Source organism: Halomonas sp. ND22Bw (genome assembly GCF_003011945.1).
Lineage (GTDB): Bacteria > Pseudomonadota > Gammaproteobacteria > Pseudomonadales > Halomonadaceae > Halomonas > Halomonas halophila.
In genome coordinates, this window is sequence record NZ_PXWD01000001.1 from 489,743 (window position 1) to 505,885 (window position 16,143).

At 68.8% G+C, this 16,143-nt stretch carries 16 protein-coding genes; 2 read left to right on the top strand and 14 right to left on the bottom strand.

Annotated features, from left to right (window positions below; all coding sequences use genetic code 11):
• The first annotated feature begins 25 nt into the window (after positions 1–25).
• Both CVH10_RS02335 and CVH10_RS02340 read left to right on the top strand, forming a co-directional pair.
• The gene (locus CVH10_RS02335; protein WP_035596035.1) at positions 26–364 is read left to right on the top strand and encodes a 4a-hydroxytetrahydrobiopterin dehydratase; all 339 of its coding nucleotides are present in this window, start codon (positions 26–28) and stop codon (positions 362–364) included.
• Positions 365–1,555 (top strand): amino acid aminotransferase, encoded by a 1,191-nt coding sequence (locus CVH10_RS02340; protein WP_035596038.1) that lies wholly within the window; start codon positions 365–367, stop codon positions 1,553–1,555.
• A 147-nt stretch (positions 1,556–1,702) separates the two neighbouring features.
• On the opposite strand, the gene CVH10_RS02345 is transcribed toward CVH10_RS02340, so the two are convergent.
• The 14 genes from CVH10_RS02345 to truA form a co-directional block, all read right to left on the bottom strand.
• Positions 1,703–2,962 carry a D-amino acid dehydrogenase gene (locus tag CVH10_RS02345; RefSeq protein WP_035596040.1) on the bottom strand — a complete coding sequence of 420 codons (1,260 nt, stop codon included), beginning with the start codon at positions 2,960–2,962 and terminating at the stop codon, positions 1,703–1,705.
• Positions 2,963–3,183: 221 nt separating this feature from the next.
• On the bottom strand, positions 3,184–4,464 hold the full coding sequence (locus tag CVH10_RS02350; protein WP_106487775.1) for an MATE family efflux transporter: 1,281 nt from the start codon (positions 4,462–4,464) through the stop codon (positions 3,184–3,186).
• A 205-nt stretch (positions 4,465–4,669) separates the two neighbouring features.
• The gene (locus CVH10_RS02355; protein ID WP_106487704.1) at positions 4,670–5,254 is read right to left on the bottom strand and encodes a YceI family protein; all 585 of its coding nucleotides are present in this window, start codon (positions 5,252–5,254) and stop codon (positions 4,670–4,672) included.
• Between the two features lie 27 nt (positions 5,255–5,281).
• Entirely contained in the window at positions 5,282–5,860 is a 579-nt protein-coding gene (locus CVH10_RS02360; protein WP_106487705.1) for a cytochrome b, read from the bottom strand.
• 141 nt (positions 5,861–6,001) lie between these two features.
• Positions 6,002–7,198 (bottom strand): O-succinylhomoserine sulfhydrylase, encoded by a 1,197-nt coding sequence (locus tag CVH10_RS02365; protein ID WP_035596052.1) that lies wholly within the window; start codon positions 7,196–7,198, stop codon positions 6,002–6,004.
• Between the two features lie 12 nt (positions 7,199–7,210).
• Positions 7,211–8,731 (bottom strand): amidophosphoribosyltransferase, encoded by a 1,521-nt coding sequence (gene purF, locus CVH10_RS02370; RefSeq protein WP_035596055.1) that lies wholly within the window; start codon positions 8,729–8,731, stop codon positions 7,211–7,213.
• 58 nt (positions 8,732–8,789) lie between these two features.
• Positions 8,790–9,353 carry a CvpA family protein gene (locus CVH10_RS02375; protein ID WP_035596057.1) on the bottom strand — a complete coding sequence of 188 codons (564 nt, stop codon included), beginning with the start codon at positions 9,351–9,353 and terminating at the stop codon, positions 8,790–8,792.
• Entirely contained in the window at positions 9,350–10,069 is a 720-nt protein-coding gene (locus tag CVH10_RS02380; protein WP_106487706.1) for an SPOR domain-containing protein, read from the bottom strand. Before CVH10_RS02380 ends, CVH10_RS02375 begins: the two co-directional genes overlap by 4 nt.
• Positions 10,066–11,412: a bifunctional tetrahydrofolate synthase/dihydrofolate synthase gene (gene folC / locus CVH10_RS02385; protein WP_106487707.1), complete on the bottom strand. Its 1,347-nt coding sequence runs from the start codon at positions 11,410–11,412 to the stop codon at positions 10,066–10,068. The genes CVH10_RS02380 and folC overlap by 4 nt, the downstream gene beginning before the upstream one ends.
• A 7-nt stretch (positions 11,413–11,419) precedes the next feature.
• Entirely contained in the window at positions 11,420–12,403 is a 984-nt protein-coding gene (accD, locus tag CVH10_RS02390) for an acetyl-CoA carboxylase, carboxyltransferase subunit beta (protein ID WP_106487708.1), read from the bottom strand.
• 72 nt (positions 12,404–12,475) lie between these two features.
• On the bottom strand, positions 12,476–13,279 hold the full coding sequence (gene trpA, locus CVH10_RS02395) for a tryptophan synthase subunit alpha (RefSeq protein ID WP_046080225.1): 804 nt from the start codon (positions 13,277–13,279) through the stop codon (positions 12,476–12,478).
• 9 nt (positions 13,280–13,288) lie between these two features.
• A complete protein-coding gene (trpB, locus tag CVH10_RS02400; RefSeq protein WP_106487709.1) occupies positions 13,289–14,503 on the bottom strand; it encodes a tryptophan synthase subunit beta in 1,215 nt (404 codons plus the stop codon).
• A 58-nt stretch (positions 14,504–14,561) separates the two neighbouring features.
• On the bottom strand, positions 14,562–15,203 hold the full coding sequence (locus CVH10_RS02405; RefSeq protein ID WP_035596073.1) for a phosphoribosylanthranilate isomerase: 642 nt from the start codon (positions 15,201–15,203) through the stop codon (positions 14,562–14,564).
• Positions 15,196–16,143 carry a tRNA pseudouridine(38-40) synthase TruA gene (truA, locus tag CVH10_RS02410; protein ID WP_035596075.1) on the bottom strand — a complete coding sequence of 316 codons (948 nt, stop codon included), beginning with the start codon at positions 16,141–16,143 and terminating at the stop codon, positions 15,196–15,198. The genes CVH10_RS02405 and truA overlap by 8 nt, the downstream gene beginning before the upstream one ends.

The following is a 16,143-nucleotide window of genomic DNA, read 5'->3' on the forward strand; positions in this document are numbered from 1 at the left end:
GCAACGAGCCCAACGAGGAGTCATCATGAGCGAACTTTCCGAACAGCAGTGCGAGGCCTGCAGCTGGGACGCCCCCCACGTCACCGAGAGCGAAATCGAGCAGTATCGCCGCGACATCCCCGAGTGGCAGATCGTCGAGCGCGATGGCATCATGCAGCTGGAGCGGGTCTTCACGTTCCGCAACTTCCGACAGGCCCTGGCGTTCACCAACCGGGTCGGCGAGATCGCCGAGGAAGCGGGTCACCACCCCGCCCTGCTGACCGAGTGGGGCAAGGTCACCGTGACCTGGTGGTCCCACGAGATGAAGGGCCTGCACAGGAACGATTTCATCCTAGCCGCCAGAACCGACGAGGTAGCGAAGTAAATGTTCGAACAGATTGAGCGGGTTCCCGGGGATGCCATCCTCGGGCTCATCGAGGCCTTCAAGAAGGATACCAACCCCCAGAAGGTCGATCTCGGTGTCGGCGTCTATCGCGACGCCCAGGGCAACACCCCGGTGATGCGCGCGGTTAAGGAAGCCGAGGCCCTGCTGCTCAACAACGAGACCACCAAGACCTACATCGGTTCCCACGGCGCCCCGGCCTACGGTGAAGTGGTGCTGCCGATGGTGCTCGGCCAGGGCTCACCGGTGCTCGAGGCCGGTCGCGCCAGCGCGACCCAGTCTCCCGGCGGCACCGGCGCGCTGCGCCTGGCGGCGGATTTCATCGCTACCCAGCTGCCCGGCAAGGACATCTGGGTCAGCGACCCGACCTGGCCGAACCACCTCGGCATCTTCCCGGCGGCCGGTCTCACCCTGCACAAGTACCCCTACGTCGACGCCGACAACCGGCTCGACTTCGACGGCATGCTCGGGGCCCTGAAGCAGATCCCCGAGGGCGACGTGGTGCTGCTGCACGCCTGCTGCCACAACCCGACCGGCTTCGACCTGTCCCGGGATCAGTGGAAGCAGGTGCTGGAGGTGCTCAAGGAGCGCAAGCTGCTGCCGCTGGTCGACTTCGCCTACCAGGGCTTCGGCGAGGGCCTGGACGAGGACGCCTTCGGCCCGCGCCTGCTGGCCGAGAACCTCGACGAGGTGATCATCACCAGCTCCTGCTCCAAGAACTTCGGCATCTACTGCGAGCGGACCGGCTGCCTGATCATGGTCGCCAAGAACGCCGAGCAGATGGAGAACGTGCGCTCCCAGGTGGCCATCGTCGCCCGCGAGAACTACTCCAATCCGCCGGCCCACGGTGGCGCCATCGTCTCCGAGGTCCTGCACTCCGACGAGCTGACCGCCGTCTGGCGCGAGGAGCTCACCGAGATGCGCGACCGCATCAACACCCTGCGTCGCGACTTCGTCGAGGCCCTGAAGCCGTACGGCCTGGACGAGAAGTACGCCCACGTGGCCGAGCAGCGCGGCATGTTCTCCTACACTGGCCTGACGCCGGAACAGGTGGATCGCCTGCGCGACGAGTTCAGCATCTACATGGTGCGCTCCGGCCGCGCCAACGTGGCCGGCTTCTCCCACGAGAACCTGCCCTACCTGGCCAAGGCGATCGCCGCGGTCAACGACTGATCGGCTGACGCCGTTCGGCAGAAAAGCGCCCGGGCCTGATGGCCCGGGCGCTTTTTTGTGCCACGACGCCATGATCCGGCCGCCCGATACGACGACGGCCCGCGCCATGCGCGGGCCGTTCTCGATCAAGCAGCGTACAACACTGCGTCAGGCGGCGTAGCGCGAAACATCGAGCCCCTGCGGGTCGATGCGCGGCGATTCCGCCGCCATCAGATCGGCGAGCAGCTGGGCGCTGCCGCAGCTCATGGTCCAGCCCAGGGTGCCGTGACCGGTGTTGAGCCACAGGTTGTCGTAGCGGGTGGCGCCGATGATCGGGGTAGAGTCCGGCGTCATCGGGCGCAGGCCGCTCCAGAACTCGGCGCGGTCGACGTCGCCGCCCTCGGGGAAGACATCGCGCACCACCATGTCGATGGTCGCCCGGCGCTTCTCCGGCAGGCTCAGGTCGTGGCCCGCCAGCTCGGCGGTGCCGCCCACGCGGATGCGGTCGTCGAAGCGCGAGATCGCCACCTTGTAGGTCTCGTCCATCACCGTGGACTGGGGCGCCCCGCCGTCGTCGACCACCGGCACGGTCAGGCTGTAGCCCTTGACCGGGTAGATCGGCAGGCGAATGCCCAGGTCCTTGACCAGGAACGGCGAATAGCTGCCGAGGCAGACCACGTAGGCATCGGCGGTGAGCTCGCCGGCGCTGGTGATCACGCCCTCGATGCCGGCATTGCCGCGGCGGATGCGCTGGATGTCGACACCGAAGCGGAAGCTGACGCCCAGGCGGTCACGGCAGTAGTCGGCCAGGCGATTGGTGAACAGGTGACAGTCGCCGGTCTGGTCGTCCGGCAGGTGCAGGCCGCCGACGAACTTGCCCGGCACCCGGGCCAGCGCGGGCTCGACCGCAGTGATCTCGCCGGCGCCCAGCAACCGATGGCGCACGCCGCAGCGCTCGAGCACCTGCATGTCCTTGGCCACGGCCTCCACCTGGCTGTCGTGGCGAAACAGCTGCAGCAGCCCCTTCTGACGATCCTCGTAGCGGATGCCGGTCTCGGCGCGCAGGGCGTCGATGCAGGCACGGCTATGCTCGGCGATGCGCACCATGCGCTCCTTGTTCACCGCATAGCGCTCGGGATTGCAGTTGCCGAACATCTTCATCATGAAGCGGGCCATGGTCGGGTCCATGCGCGGCTGGATCTTCAGCGGCGCATGCTCCTGGAACATCCATTTCACCGCCTTCTGCGGGATGCCGGGCGCGGCCCAGGGCGAGGAGAAGCCGAAGGACACCTGGCCCGCGTTGCCGTAGCTGGTTTCCATGGCCGGCGCCGGCTGGCGATCCACCACGGTGACCTCATGGCCCTGACGCGCCAGATAGTAAGCGCTGGTGACGCCGACCACGCCACTGCCGAGAATCAATACCTTCATGCCGTCCTCTCCCCTGATCGTCTTGTTGGATCGCCCTGCCATCTGCGGGAACGAGACCGCCCGGGCCAGGCCCGGGCGGTGCGATAAGACGAGTATAGGAGACGCGCTTCAGATGATTTTTCTGTTATTCACCGATCCGCATTGCACAAGATTCAAATAATCATCAAATATTGGGCTTAAAATAAATATAAACCATCATAAACAGAAAAAACCACTACCCGCTATCCGACCGCCTGGCGCCGCGGGCTGGCGAGGGTACGCCGCAGCAGCCCCCAGGCCGCCAGACCGGCCAGCAGATTGCCCATTGCCGCCCCCAGTGCCAGGCCCGGCAGGCCGCCCAGCCAGGCACCTAGCCCCAGGCACGGCAGGTAGAACGCGAACAGCCGGGCGGCGGACATCATCATCGCCCGCAGCGGCCAGCCCAGCGCATTACCGGCGGAGACCACCAGCATGCAGACCCCGAGCGCGGCATAGCTCGGCGGCAGCCAGTGCAGCAGCACCGTCAGGTCCTCGCTCACCTCGGCGGAGCCGGCCAGAGCCGCGGCCACCCAGGGCGCGGCCAGCGCCAGCGCCAGCCCCAGCCCCAGCTGCCAGAGCACCGCCACCTTCAGCGCCAGGCGCATCAGGCGGTGCACCTGCGGCCAGTCGCCGGCGCCGTAGCAGCGCCCCAACCAGGGCGGCAGCGACATGGTCATCGCCAGCACCGCCATGAGCGACAGGGTCTCCAAGCGACTGGCCAGGCCCCAGGCCGCGACCTGGGACTCGCCGAGCCGGGCCACCACCGAGATCGCCAGCATCGCGGCCAGCGGCGGCATCAGCTGGCTGATCATGGCCGGCCCGGCGATGCCCAGGAAGGGCCGCAGCGACTGACTCGCCTCCTCCCACAGCCCCCCTGTGGCCAACCAGCCGGTGCCGGCCAGGCGCATCGCCATCACGCCGAGCCCCACCAGCATGGCCAGCACCGTGGCCCAGGCCGCCCCCGGCAGCCCCAGGCCCTGCCAGTTGCCGACCCCGAAGATCAACAACGGATCCAGGATCAGGTTGGCCAGGCTGGTGATCACCATCAGCGAACCGGGCAGACGCGTGTTGCCGTGGGCGCGGAACAGGCTGTAGCCGAAATACAGCACCGCCCCCGCCCAGGCGGACAGCAGCTGGGGGCCCCAGTAGGCACGGATCAGCGCCAGAGACTCGGTTTCGGCACCCAGCCGCCGGAAGATCGGCGCCTGGCCCAGCCACAGCCCCAACCCCAGCAGCGCGATGACCAGTGCCCCCACCACCAGCACCAGGCTGCCAAGGCGACGGGACCGCGCGGTCTCGCCGGCCCCCAGGGCCCGGGAGATCAGCGCGGCGATGGCGATGCCCATGCCCACCTGGACGCCGATGATCAGGAAGGAGAGCGGCAGGGTGAAGGACTGGGCGGCCAGCGGCGCGGTGCCGAGCCTGGCCACGAAGGCGCTGTCGATCAGCTGGAAACCCAGCAGAGACAGCACGCCGATGGCCATGGGCCAGGTCTGACGCCACAGCGTCACACCCAGCGAGGAAGAGGTAGCGTCGTTTCGCAACACAGGGACTCCGCGGGAATCGTCGAGGGCGGCCCATTCTACGCGAAGTCGCCATGCGACTGAGGCGCAGCGTTGCCGTGCCCGGAACGACACATCCCGGCCGAGGCCGGGATGTGTCGCGTAGACGAGTCGAGGACGAGAAGATTTACTGGCGAATGCCCTCGAAGGTCACATAAAGCTCGAGTTCGTGCATCGACTCCGGGAAGTCCGACATGTCGATGCCGTAGTCGGCCAGCGTCAGGGTGGTGGAGCCCTCGAAGCCCGCACGATAGTTGCCCCAGGGATCGTCGCCCTCACCCAGCAGGGTCACCGGCATCTCGATGGACTGAGTCTCGCCGTGCAGGGTCAGATCGCCGGTCAGCACGCCCTCGCCCTCGCCGGTAGGCTCGAAGCCGGTGGAAGCGAAGCTCGCGGTGGGATATTCGGCCGCGTCGAGGAAGTCATCGCTCAGGATGTGCTTGTCGCGCTCGGCGTGGTTGGTGGTCAGGCTGTCGACCTCGACCTCCAGGTTGGCGGATGACGCTTCCGGGTTCTCGGGGTCATAGCTGAACCCGCCGTCGAACGCCTCGAAACTGCCCAGGATGTAGGAGAAACCCAGGTGGCTGATCTTGAACTGCACGAAGGCGTGCTGGCCGTCGGTGTCGATGGCGTAGTCGGCGGCCTGTGCCTGGGCGAGCGGCACCAGGGACGCGGCGGCCAGGGCGGCGGTCAGGGCGGTCTTCTTGTACATCGCTAACTCCTTGCGTGACTCGATGGGTCAGTGGGAAGCGGACCCGCCACGGCGGCGAGCCCGAGTGTAACGAGGCGTGAGCATGCGCATCAGGGTGTCGTGGCGATCGACCCAGTGATGCTTGAACGCGGCCAGGCCATGCCCGCCGGCCAGCACCATCAGCGCCAGGGCGGCGTACCAGTGCACCGTGCCGGCGAGACTCGCCTGGTTGGGCAATCCGGTCATCAGCGCCGGCACCTGGAAGAGCCCGAACACATCAATGCCGGCACCTTCCGCGGTGGAGATCAGATAGCCGCTGACCAGCACCAGCAGCATCAGCGCGTAGAGGGCGATGTGGCCGACATGGGCGGCCAGGCGTTCCAGACGCGACCCGGGCAACGACGGCGTCGGCTGAACGGCGCGCCAGACGAGACGGCCCAGGGTCGCGGCGAACACCAGCATGCCGAGGGAACGATGCCACCAGGGCGCGAGGTTGTACCAGGCATCGTAATAGCCGAGCCCGGTCATCCACCAGCCCAGCACGAAGAGCCCGACGAAGGCCAACGCGCTCAGCCAGTGCAGCAGGATGCTGGTCCATCCCCAGCCGGTCGAAGTGTTACGCCACATGAGCGCTCCCGAATGCGTGTCACGGAGGAAGCAGACTACCCGAGCAAGGCGGGCGATTCCGCTGAAAAAAGATGAACGCTTCGTTCGGAAATTCCGCATGCCGCCCCGCGGCGGCATGCGGAGGAAGCCGATGACGCCCGGCTAGATCAGGGCGTCGAGGCCCCGGGCCAGGTCGGCCCGGATGTCGGCGATGTCCTCGAGCCCCACCGCAATGCGGATCAGACCCTCGCGGATGCCGGCGGCGGCTTTCTGGTCGTCGGAGAGGCGGCCATGGGTGGTGGTGCCGGGATGGGTGATGGTGGTCTTGACGTCGCCCAGGTTGCCGGTGATCGACAGCATCCGGGTCGCGTCGATGACCGACCAGGCGCCCTCACGACCGCCCTTGACCTCGACCCCGAGCACCGCACCGAACGCCTTCTGCTGACGCGCGGCCAGCGCATGCTGCGGATGGCTGGCCAGCCCGCTGTAATACACCCGTTCCACCGCCGGATGCGCCTCGAGCCACTCGGCCAGCTGCAGCGCATTGGCGCAATGGGCTTTCATGCGCAGCCCCAGGGTCTCCAGGCCCTTGGTGAAGATCCAGGCGTTGAAGGGACTCATGCAGGGCCCGCAGGTGCGCACCACCCCGAAGACCTCCTGAAGCAGCGCCTCGGGGCCGACCACCGCACCGCCAACGGCACGGCCCTGGCCGTCCAGGTACTTGGTAGCGGAGTGAATCACCAGATCCGCCCCCAGCGCGATGGGCGTCTGCAGCGCCGGGGTCAGGAAGCAGTTGTCGATCGCCAGCCAGGCACCGTGACGATGCGCGAGCTCGGCCAGCGCCGGGATGTCGCCCACCTCGGACAGCGGGTTGGACGGCGTCTCGGCGAACAGCAGCCTGGTGGCCGGCGTGATCGCCGCTTCCCAGGCCGCCAGGTCGGAGAGCTCGACGTAACGGGTGGTGATGCCGAACTTGCCCAGATACTTGTCGAACAGGCTGACCGTGGAGCCGAACAGCGAGCGCGAGGCGACGATCTCGTCGCCGGCCTGCAGCAGCGCCAGGGCCGTGGACAGGATCGCCGACATGCCGGAGCTGGTCGCCACGCAGCGCTCGCCGCCCTCCAGGGCGGCGAGGCGGCGCTCGAAGGTCTGCACCGACGGGTTGGTAAACCGCGAGTAGACGTTGCCCGGCTCCTGGCCGCCGAACTTGCGCGCCGCCTCGGCGGCGCTGCCGTAGACGAAGCTCGAGGTCGGAAAGATCGGCTCGCCGTGTTCCTGCTCGGCGGTACGATGATGTCCGGTGCGGATCGCCAGGGTATCGAGCCCCCAGTCGTCCGCCGGGTTGGATTCGTCGTGCATGGCGCCTCCCTGTCAGTCGGTGTCGTCTTCCTGATTGTGCATGCCCACCAACGCGTGGTCACCGGCGCTCTGCTCCGACTTGGCATCGTCGTTGCGGCTGGCTTCCAGGGCGGCCAGATAGGCGTCGTCGATGTCGCCGGTGATGTAGCGGCCATCGAACACCGAGCAGTCGAACTCGTCCAGGGCCGGATTGATCTCGCGACAGGCGGTCTTCAGATCCTCGAGGTCCTGATAGATCATGCGATCGGCGCCGATCAGCTCGCCCACCTCGGCCTCGGTGCGACCGTGGGCGATCAGCTCGCTGGCCGCCGGCATGTCGATACCGTAGACGTTCGGGTAGCGCACGGGCGGCGCCGCGGAGGCGAAGTACACGTTCTTCGCGCCGGCCTCCCTGGCCATCTGGATGATCTGGTTGCAGGTGGTGCCACGCACGATGGAGTCGTCGACCAGCAGCACGTTCTTGCCCTCGAACTCGATGTCGATGGCATTCAGCTTCTGGCGCACCGACTTCTTGCGCTGGGTCTGGCCCGGCATGATGAAGGTCCGCCCGATGTAGCGGTTCTTCATGAAGCCTTCGCGATAGGTCACCCCCAGGTGCTGGGCCAGCTCCAGGGCCGAGGTCCGCGAGGTGTCGGGGATCGGGATCACCACGTCGATGTCGTGCTCCGGCCACTCGTGCTTGATGCGATCGGCGAGCTTGCGACCCATCGCCATGCGGGTGCCGTAGACATAGGCACCGTCGAGCAGGGTATCCGGGCGCGCCAGATAGACGTGCTCGAAGATGCAGGGCGCCAGGCGCGGCGCGTCGGCGCACTGCTGGGTGTGGATCTCGCCATCCATGCTGACGAAGATCGCCTCGCCCGGGGCCAGGTCGCGATGCAGCTCGAAGCCGCCCACGTCCAGCGCCACCGACTCTGAGGCGATCATCACTTCCTGACCTTCACCTTCATCACGGCTGCCGAACACCACCGGGCGGATGCCGTTGGGGTCGCGAAAGGCCACCATGCCCACGCCGTTGATGATCGCCACCGCGGCATAGCCGCCCAGGCAGCGACGATGCACGCGACGCACGGCGTCGAAGATGTCGCCCGGCGCCAGGTGCGGCCCCTGCTTGCCCAGCTCGTGGGCGAAGACGTTGAGCAGCACCTCGGAGTCGGAGCTGGTGTTGATGTGACGCAGGTCGGAGGAGAACAGCTCCTGCTTGAGCTGGTCGGCGTTGGTCAGGTTGCCGTTGTGGGCCAGCGAGATGCCGTACGGCGAGTTGACGTAGAACGGCTGGGATTCCGCCTCGCTGGAGGAGCCGGCGGTGGGATAGCGCACGTGGCCGATGCCCAGGTTACCCTGGAGACGCGCCATGTGACGGGTATGGAAGACGTCGCGCACCAGACCGTTGCTCTTGCGCAGCAGGAAGCGACCGTCGTTCCAGGTCATCATGCCGGCGGCATCCTGGCCTCGGTGCTGGAGCACCGTCAGGGCATCGTAGATCCCCTGGTTCACCGCCTGCTTGGCCATCAGGCCCACGATACCGCACATTACACCTTACCTCGCTTGCCTTGGTTGGGCGGCGCTGGAGCCGCCTCGATCGATCATGTCAGGGGGTGGCGACCTCGTCATCCCGTGCCTGCGACGGCATCAGGGAGACGGGGTCGCCGAGGGATTCGGGGGAGACCGGCAGCCGCCCTTCCCAGGCGGCCAGGCGACCGACCGCCCAGTCCTTCAACTGCAGGAAGGGCGGCCGCAGGCTGGCCTGCTGCCAGGCCTCGAGTTGTTGCAAGGGGGTCAGGCCGATCAGCAGGGTCGCCACCACCAGGATGGCGCTGCCCTTGGCCAGGCCGAAGGCGGCACCGGCCACGCGGTTGAACAGGCCCATGCCGACCCACTCCACCGCCGCCTGGATCAGGCGGATGACCACGCCGCAGGCCAGGATGACGCCCAGCACCACCAGCACGAAGGCGAGGATCAGGCGACCGTCGGGGCTGTCGATCAGGCCCTCGAGCCGGACGGCCAGGGGCTCGGCGAGCCAGCGCGCCGCCAGCAGCGCCACCACCCAGGCCGCCAGGCCCAGGGCCTCGCGTACCAGGCCACGTACCAGCCCGGCGATGCCGGTGACGGCGAGCACCGCCACGAACACCCAATCCAGCCAGGTCAGGGTCACTCGGCCTCCACCAGCAATCCCTGGAGATTGAGGTCGGCCTTGAGCTCGCTCATCGCCTGCTCGGCGACCTCACTACGGGCATAGGGCCCGACGTACACGGTGGTCAGATCGTTGTTGCGCGGGCGGCGATAGGCCGGAAAGCCCTGCTCCTCGAGGCGCGCCTCGAGCCGCTCGGCGTTGGCCGGCTCACCGAAGCTGCCCACCTGCACCGCCCATTCGCCGCCGGAGACCGCCTCTCGGGTCGGTGCGTCCGAGGCCGCCATGCGCTCGTCGGCGGCACGGGCCAGATCGGCGATGGGGTCCGACGCGGGCGCATCGGCCTCGGAAGACTCGGCATCGCCAGAGACCGACGCGGCCTCCGTCGAGGCCTGCTGCGTGGTGTCCTGGACGGCCGGCGCATCGTCGCCATCGGAAGACGAGGCCTCGACCGACGCCTGCCCCGCCTCGACCGAGACGACGTCATCGGCGGAGGACATCGCGTCGACACCGGATGCCCCCTCTTGCGCCGGAGACTCGGCGTTCGCCGACAGTTCCTCCGGCGGCTCGGGCGCTTCGGGTTCGCGGTGTGGCACCTCGATCGGCTGCTCGATGCTCATGGTCGGCTGCGGGCGATCTTCCCGCGGCGCCGGGTCATCGAACAGCAGCGGCAGGAAGATCACCGCCAGGGCCAACAGGATCAGCGCACCGCTGATCCGCTCTCGCCATCCGTACTTCATCTCGTTCCCTCGCTGCCGGCCTCCATGGCAGTCTGCGCCGGCTCGGCCCAGGCCGCCAGTACATCGGCCACGGTGAAGAAGGAGCCACACACCAGGACCCGGTCCGCCGGGCTCAGGCGCTCGCCCAGCCATGCCACCCCCGCCGCCGGGGAATCCGCCCGATGCCACACCGGCTGGCCGAGTGCCTCGAGGGTCGCGGCCAGCGCCTCGGCGCTACGCGCCCGATCGCCCTCGAGAGTGACCGGCAGCCAGGCATCGATGGCCGGCGCCAGGGCGCCGATCACGCCCTCGGCGTCCTTGTCGGCGAGCATGCCCAGCAGGGCGACGGTGCGCCCCTCGCAGGGCCGCTCGGCCAGACGCTGGGCAAGATACTCGGCGGCATGAGGGTTGTGGCCGACGTCCAGGCACCACTGCCCGCGCCACTGCATGCGCCCGGGCAACTCGACGCCGGCCAGCGCTCGGCGGCAGGCCTCGGCCTCCAGCTTCCAGCCGCCCAGGGCAAACGCCTGCAGGGCGGTGGCGGCGTTGTCCAGCGGCAGCCCCGGATCGGGGAGCGCCTCGAGGCGCACGACGGCGCCTTCGGCATCGTGCCCCTGCCAGGTCCAGCCGCCCTCGCCCGTCTCTCGGCAGGAAGTCTCGCCCCGGCATTCGACACGCGTGAATGCCGCCCCGAGGGCATGCACCTGGGCGCCCAGCGCCTCGGCGGTGGCGGCGACGCTTTGCGGAAGCGCCTGGCTGCCCAGCACCGCGGGACGCCCCGCGCGCATGATGCCGGCCTTCTCGCGGCCGATGACCTCGAGATCGTCGCCCAGATAGGCGGCATGATCGCGGGCGATGGTGGTCACCACCGCGACGTCGGCGTCGAGCACGTTGACCGCATCCAGGCGACCGCCGAGGCCGACCTCGAGGATGGCGAGTGCCGGCGAGCGTTCACGGATGGCATGCAGCGCCCCCAGAGTGCCGGCCTCGAAGTAGGTCAGGCTGATCGGCTCGCCGTCGAGACGCGCGGCCTCGACGGCCTCGAAGCCCGCCACCAGCTCGGCATCGCCGGCTTCCGCGCCGTCGAGGCGCAGGCGTTCGTTGTAGCGCAGCAGATGAGGCGAGGTGTAGGTGGCGGTGCCGACCCCGTGCTCCCGGGCCAGCGACTCCAGCATGGCCACGGTGGAGCCTTTGCCGTTGGTGCCGGCCACGGTGATCACGCGCCCGGCGATGGGGCCGTCGAGCAGCCCCATGCGGCGGGCGACCTCGGCCACCCGTTCCAGACCGAGGTCGATGCTGACCGGATGCGCCGCTTCAAGCCGCGCCAGCCAGTCCCCGAGGGAAGCGGAAGGAGCCTCGTTCATGACGCCATCAACGCTCGGCGTCCTGACGCGGCTCGGCGCCCTCGTCCGCCGGCTCGACCGGGGCATCCTCGGCCTGCTGAGCGGTATCGACCAGATCCGGCTCGGCGGCCTCGGGCGCGTCGGCCGGGCCATTGGCGGGCTGGTGGGTCAGCTTGCGCAGCACGCCGCCGAGGCGCTCACGCATCTCGTGGCGATGGACGATCATGTCCACGGTGCCGTGCTCGAGCAGGAACTCGCTGCGCTGGAAACCTTCCGGCAGCTTCTCGCGCACGGTCTGCTCGATGACCCGCGGGCCGGCGAAGCCGATCAGGGCGTTGGGCTCGGCGACGTTGAGGTCGCCCAGCATCGCCAGCGAGGCGGAGACGCCGCCGAACACCGGGTCGGTGAGCACCGAGATGTAGGGCACGCCGGCCTGCTTGAGCTTCTCCAGCGCGGCGGAGGTCTTGGCCATCTGCATCAGCGAGAACAGCGCCTCCTGCATGCGTGCACCGCCCGAGGCGCCGAAGCACACCAGCGGCACGCCCGCGTCCAGGGCCTGCTCGGCGGCGCGAACGAACTTCTCGCCCACCACGGCGCCCATGGAGCCGCCCATGAAGGTGAACTCGAAGGCCACCGCCACGACCGGCATGCCGTCCAGCTGGCCGCGCATGGCCACCAGCGCATCCTTCTCGCCGGTGGACTTCTGGGCCGCGGTCAGACGGTCCTTGTACTTCTTGGAATCACGGAACTTGAGGCGGTCGACCGGTTCGAGATCGGCCGCGATCTCCTCGCGACCTTCCTTGTCGAGGAACCAGTCGAGGCGCTTGCGCGCGGTGAGACGCAGGTGATGCTCGCACTTGGGACAGACGTGGTGGTGCTTCTCGAGTTCCGGCAGGTAGAGCACCCCGTCGCACTTGGGGCACTTGCGCCACAGGCCGTCCGGCACGCTCGAACGGCGGTCCTTGCGCTGAATGCGGCCCACCGAGGGCACGATCTTGTCTAGCCAGCTCATGTCAGAAACGCTTCCATTTTTGCGGTCGCCCCCTCCGAGCGGGGCGACTGTCGAATCGATATTCGGGGTCCGTCAGGCGTCCAGGGCCTGGCGCATCTCGCTCAGCACGGCTTCCAGCTTGGCGGGAATCGCCGCCGGGCGCTCGGCGTTCTCGGCGATGCGCGAAACCAGGGCACTGCCGACGATCACGCCGTCGGCCACTCGGCCGACCTCGGCGGCCGAGGCGCCATCGCGGATGCCGAAGCCCACGCACAGCGGCAGGTCGGTCATCTCGCGCAGTGGGGCCAGATGCTCGGCCACGTCCGCGGCATCGACGCTGGCGCCTCCGGTGACACCCTTGAGCGAGACGTAGTACAGATAACCCTCGCCATGGGCGCATATTGTAGCGGCCCGGGCACGGGAAGTGGTAGGGGCCACCAGGAAGATCGAGGCCAGACCGCGCTCCTTGAGCACCGGACCCATCAGGTCGGCCTCCTCGGGTGGCATGTCGACGAGCAGCACGCCGTCGATGCCGGCGTCGCGAGCGGCGTCGGCGAAGGCCTCGAGCCCCATGCGCTCGACGGGATTGAGATAGCCCATCAGCACCACCGGGGTCTCGGCGTCGTCGCGCCGGAACGCCCGCACCATCTCGATCAGGTCGGCCAGGCGCACGCCGTGCACGAGGGCGCGCTCGCAGGCCTTCTGGATCACCGGGCCATCGGCCATGGGATCGGAGAACGGCACGCCCAGCTCGATGACGTCGGCGCCGGCGCGCACCAGGGCGTGCATGAAGCCCACGGTGTGCTCGGGCGCGGGATCGCCGGCGGTGATGTAGGGAATCAGCGCGCGGCGCCCCTCTTCCTTCAGCGCGGCGAAGCGTTGGTCGATACGATTCATCGGTGTCCCCTAGAGTTCGATGCCGTCGAGCTTGGCGACCGTCAGGATATCCTTGTCGCCGCGTCCGGAGAGGTTGACCACGATATGCTGGTCGGGCCGCATCTGCGGCGCCAGCACCTTGGCATGGGCCAGCGCATGGGCCGACTCCAGCGCCGGCATGATGCCCTCGACGTGGGTCAGCTCGCGGAAGGCCTCGAGCACCGCATCATCGTCCGCCGCCACGTAGTTGACCCGGCCCACGTCCTTCCATAGCGCATGCTCGGGCCCCACGCCCGGATAGTCGAGCCCGGCGGAGATCGAATGGGTGTCGCTGACCTGACCGCCCTCGTCGGACATCAGGTAGGTGCGATTGCCGTGCAGCACGCCACGTGGCGCCCCGGAGGCCAGCGGTGCGGCGTGACGGCCGGTGGCCACGCCATCACCACCGGCTTCGACGCCAACCATGGCGACCCCGTCGTCCTCGACGAAGGGATAGAACAGCCCCATGGCGTTGGAGCCGCCGCCCACGCAGGCGATCAGCGCATCGGGCAGGCGACCGAACTCCTCCAGCGACTGGCGGCGCGCCTCGCGGCCGACCACGGCGTTGAAGTCGCGCACCAGCATCGGATAGGGATGCGGCCCGGCCACGGTGCCGATGATGTAGAAGGTGTCGTCGACGTTGGTCACCCAGTCGCGCAGCGCCTCGTTCATGGCATCCTTCAGGGTACGGGTGCCCGACTCCACCGGGATCACGTTGGCGCCGAGCAGGCGCATGCGATAGACGTTGAGCTTCTGTCGCTCGACGTCCTCGGCGCCCATGTAGACCTCGCACTCGAGACCCAGACGCGCCGCCACGGTGGCGGTGGCCACGCCGTGCTGGCCGGCGCCGGTCTCGGCGATCACCCGCGGCTTGCCGCTCTTCTTCGCCAGCAGCGCCTGGCCGATGGTGTTGTTCACCTTGTGCGCGCCGGTGTGATTCAGGTCCTCGCGCTTGAGCCAGATCTGGGCGCCGCCCAGCCGCTGCGACCATCGCTCGGCGTGATAGAGCGGCGACGGCCGACCCACATAGTGGGCCAGGTCATGGTCGAATTCCGCCTGGAACGCCGGATCGTCGCGCAGCTGCGCGTAGGTCTTGTCCAGCTCTTCCAGGGCGAAGCTCAGGGTCTCCGAGACGAACCGCCCGCCGTAGGGGCCGAAGTGGCCGCGGGCATCCGGCAGCCGGGTCAGGTCACTGAACTTGCTCACAAGGACACCTCACAGGATCGCCAACAGGGAATGGTCGGGAATGCGTCGGCCACGGGAGTCAGCCATCGGCGTGCCGGACCGCGCGGAGAAAGTCGGCCATTTCCGCGCCGCCCTTGATGCCGGGCGCGGTCTCGATGCCGCCGGAGACATCCACCGCCAGAGGGCGCACCGCGGCGATGGCCTCGGCCACGTTGGCCGGCGTCAGGCCTCCGGCGAGAATAACAGGTTTCGCCAGGCACGCGGGGATGCGCGACCAGTCGAAGGTCTCGCCGGTGCCGCCGGGCACGCCGGGGCGATAGGCGTCGAGCAGCAGCGCCCGGGCGCCTACGTAGTCGCGGGCCGCGGCGTGAACATCCAAGCCGTCGCGCATGCGTAGCGCCTTGATCCAGGGCCGGGGCGCGGCCGCGCAGAACGCCGGCGTCTCCTCGCCGTGGAACTGCAGCAGGTCCAGGTGCTCGGCGGCCCGGGCCACCAGCGCCTCGTCGGGGTCGACGAACAGACCGACCCGGGTGACGAAGGCCGGCACCCGGGCGGCCAGCGCGGCCAGCCGCTCGAGGCCCACCGCCCGCTTGCTGCCGGGCCACAGCACGAAGCCCAGGGCATCGGCCCCGGCCGCCACCGCGGCGTCTACGTCCTCGGGGCGGGTCAGGCCGCAGAACTTGACCCGGGTGCGGCCGAGGGCCGCGCCATGCTCAAGCATCGTCGCCCTCCTCCGCCGCCAGCGCCGCCGCGGCATTGGCCGCCCGGGAGCGGTCGCGCCGGTAGGCGGCCATGGGCGAATCGGGCACCGCCCGCTCGCCGCTCCACTCGCCGAGGAAGGCCAGCAGATTGGGGCCCAGCGGCTCGGCGGGCAGCCCCCAGCTCTCGTCGAAGAGGCAGTCGACGAAGTGGAGGCCGTGGGCCGGCGCGGTGACGTCGCCCAGCGTGCGATCGCGCAGGGTCAGCAGCCGGCCGATGTGGCCCTCGTCCTGGGCCCCGCGCCCCACCGACATCAGCGCACCGGCGATGTTGCGGATCATGTGGTGCAGGAAGGCGTTGCCCTGGACGTCGATGACCACCAGCGGGCCGTAGCGATTCACCTCGATGAAGTGCAGGTGACGCCAGGGCGTCGTCGACTGGCAGCCGGCGGCGCGGAAGGTGGAGAAGTCGTTCTCGCCGACCAGCGCCTGGGCGGCGCGGTGCATGGCCTCGGCGTCGAGCGGATCGCGACACCAGGTCACGTTGTGGCGCTCGAGCACCGGCGGGCTGGTGCGATTGAGGATCACGTAGCGATAGCGCCGCGCCAGTGCCGAGAAGCGAGCGTGAAAGTCGTCGGCCACCGGCTTGACCCAGCGCACCGCGATATCACGGGGCAGGTTGGCGTTGGTGCCGAACACCCAGGCCTTCTCCGAACGCGGCGAAGGCGGGTCGAAGTGAATCACCTGGCGGGTGGCGTGCACGCCGGAGTCGGTGCGGCCGCTGCACATCACGGAGACCGGTGCGGCGGCGACGCGGGACATCGCCTGTTCCAGGGAGGCCTGCACCGAGGCGCTGTGCTTCAGGCGCTGCCAGCCGCAGTAAGCGGTACCGTCGTATTCCACGGCCATGGCCAATCGGCCGCGAAGGGGTTGCTTGTCGTCGAGACGATGAAAGAAGGTCAT

Coding starts and splice junctions, on each gene's coding strand:
- CVH10_RS02380 (WP_106487706.1), bottom strand. CDS start 10,069: ATGAAGTACGGATGGCGAGAGCGGATCAGCGGTGCGCTGATCCTGTTG.
- CVH10_RS02335 (WP_035596035.1), top strand. CDS start 26: ATGAGCGAACTTTCCGAACAGCAGTGCGAGGCCTGCAGCTGGGACGCC.
- CVH10_RS02360 (WP_106487705.1), bottom strand. CDS start 5,860: ATGTGGCGTAACACTTCGACCGGCTGGGGATGGACCAGCATCCTGCTG.
- folC (WP_106487707.1), bottom strand. CDS start 11,412: ATGAACGAGGCTCCTTCCGCTTCCCTCGGGGACTGGCTGGCGCGGCTT.
- truA (WP_035596075.1), bottom strand. CDS start 16,143: ATGACCTTCTTTCATCGTCTCGACGACAAGCAACCCCTTCGCGGCCGA.
- CVH10_RS02345 (WP_035596040.1), bottom strand. CDS start 2,962: ATGAAGGTATTGATTCTCGGCAGTGGCGTGGTCGGCGTCACCAGCGCT.
- trpA (WP_046080225.1), bottom strand. CDS start 13,279: ATGAATCGTATCGACCAACGCTTCGCCGCGCTGAAGGAAGAGGGGCGC.
- CVH10_RS02405 (WP_035596073.1), bottom strand. CDS start 15,203: ATGCTTGAGCATGGCGCGGCCCTCGGCCGCACCCGGGTCAAGTTCTGC.
- CVH10_RS02365 (WP_035596052.1), bottom strand. CDS start 7,198: ATGCACGACGAATCCAACCCGGCGGACGACTGGGGGCTCGATACCCTG.
- accD (WP_106487708.1), bottom strand. CDS start 12,403: ATGAGCTGGCTAGACAAGATCGTGCCCTCGGTGGGCCGCATTCAGCGC.
- CVH10_RS02350 (WP_106487775.1), bottom strand. CDS start 4,464: ATGGCCATCGGCGTGCTGTCTCTGCTGGGTTTCCAGCTGATCGACAGC.
- CVH10_RS02355 (WP_106487704.1), bottom strand. CDS start 5,254: ATGTACAAGAAGACCGCCCTGACCGCCGCCCTGGCCGCCGCGTCCCTG.
- purF (WP_035596055.1), bottom strand. CDS start 8,731: ATGTGCGGTATCGTGGGCCTGATGGCCAAGCAGGCGGTGAACCAGGGG.
- CVH10_RS02340 (WP_035596038.1), top strand. CDS start 365: ATGTTCGAACAGATTGAGCGGGTTCCCGGGGATGCCATCCTCGGGCTC.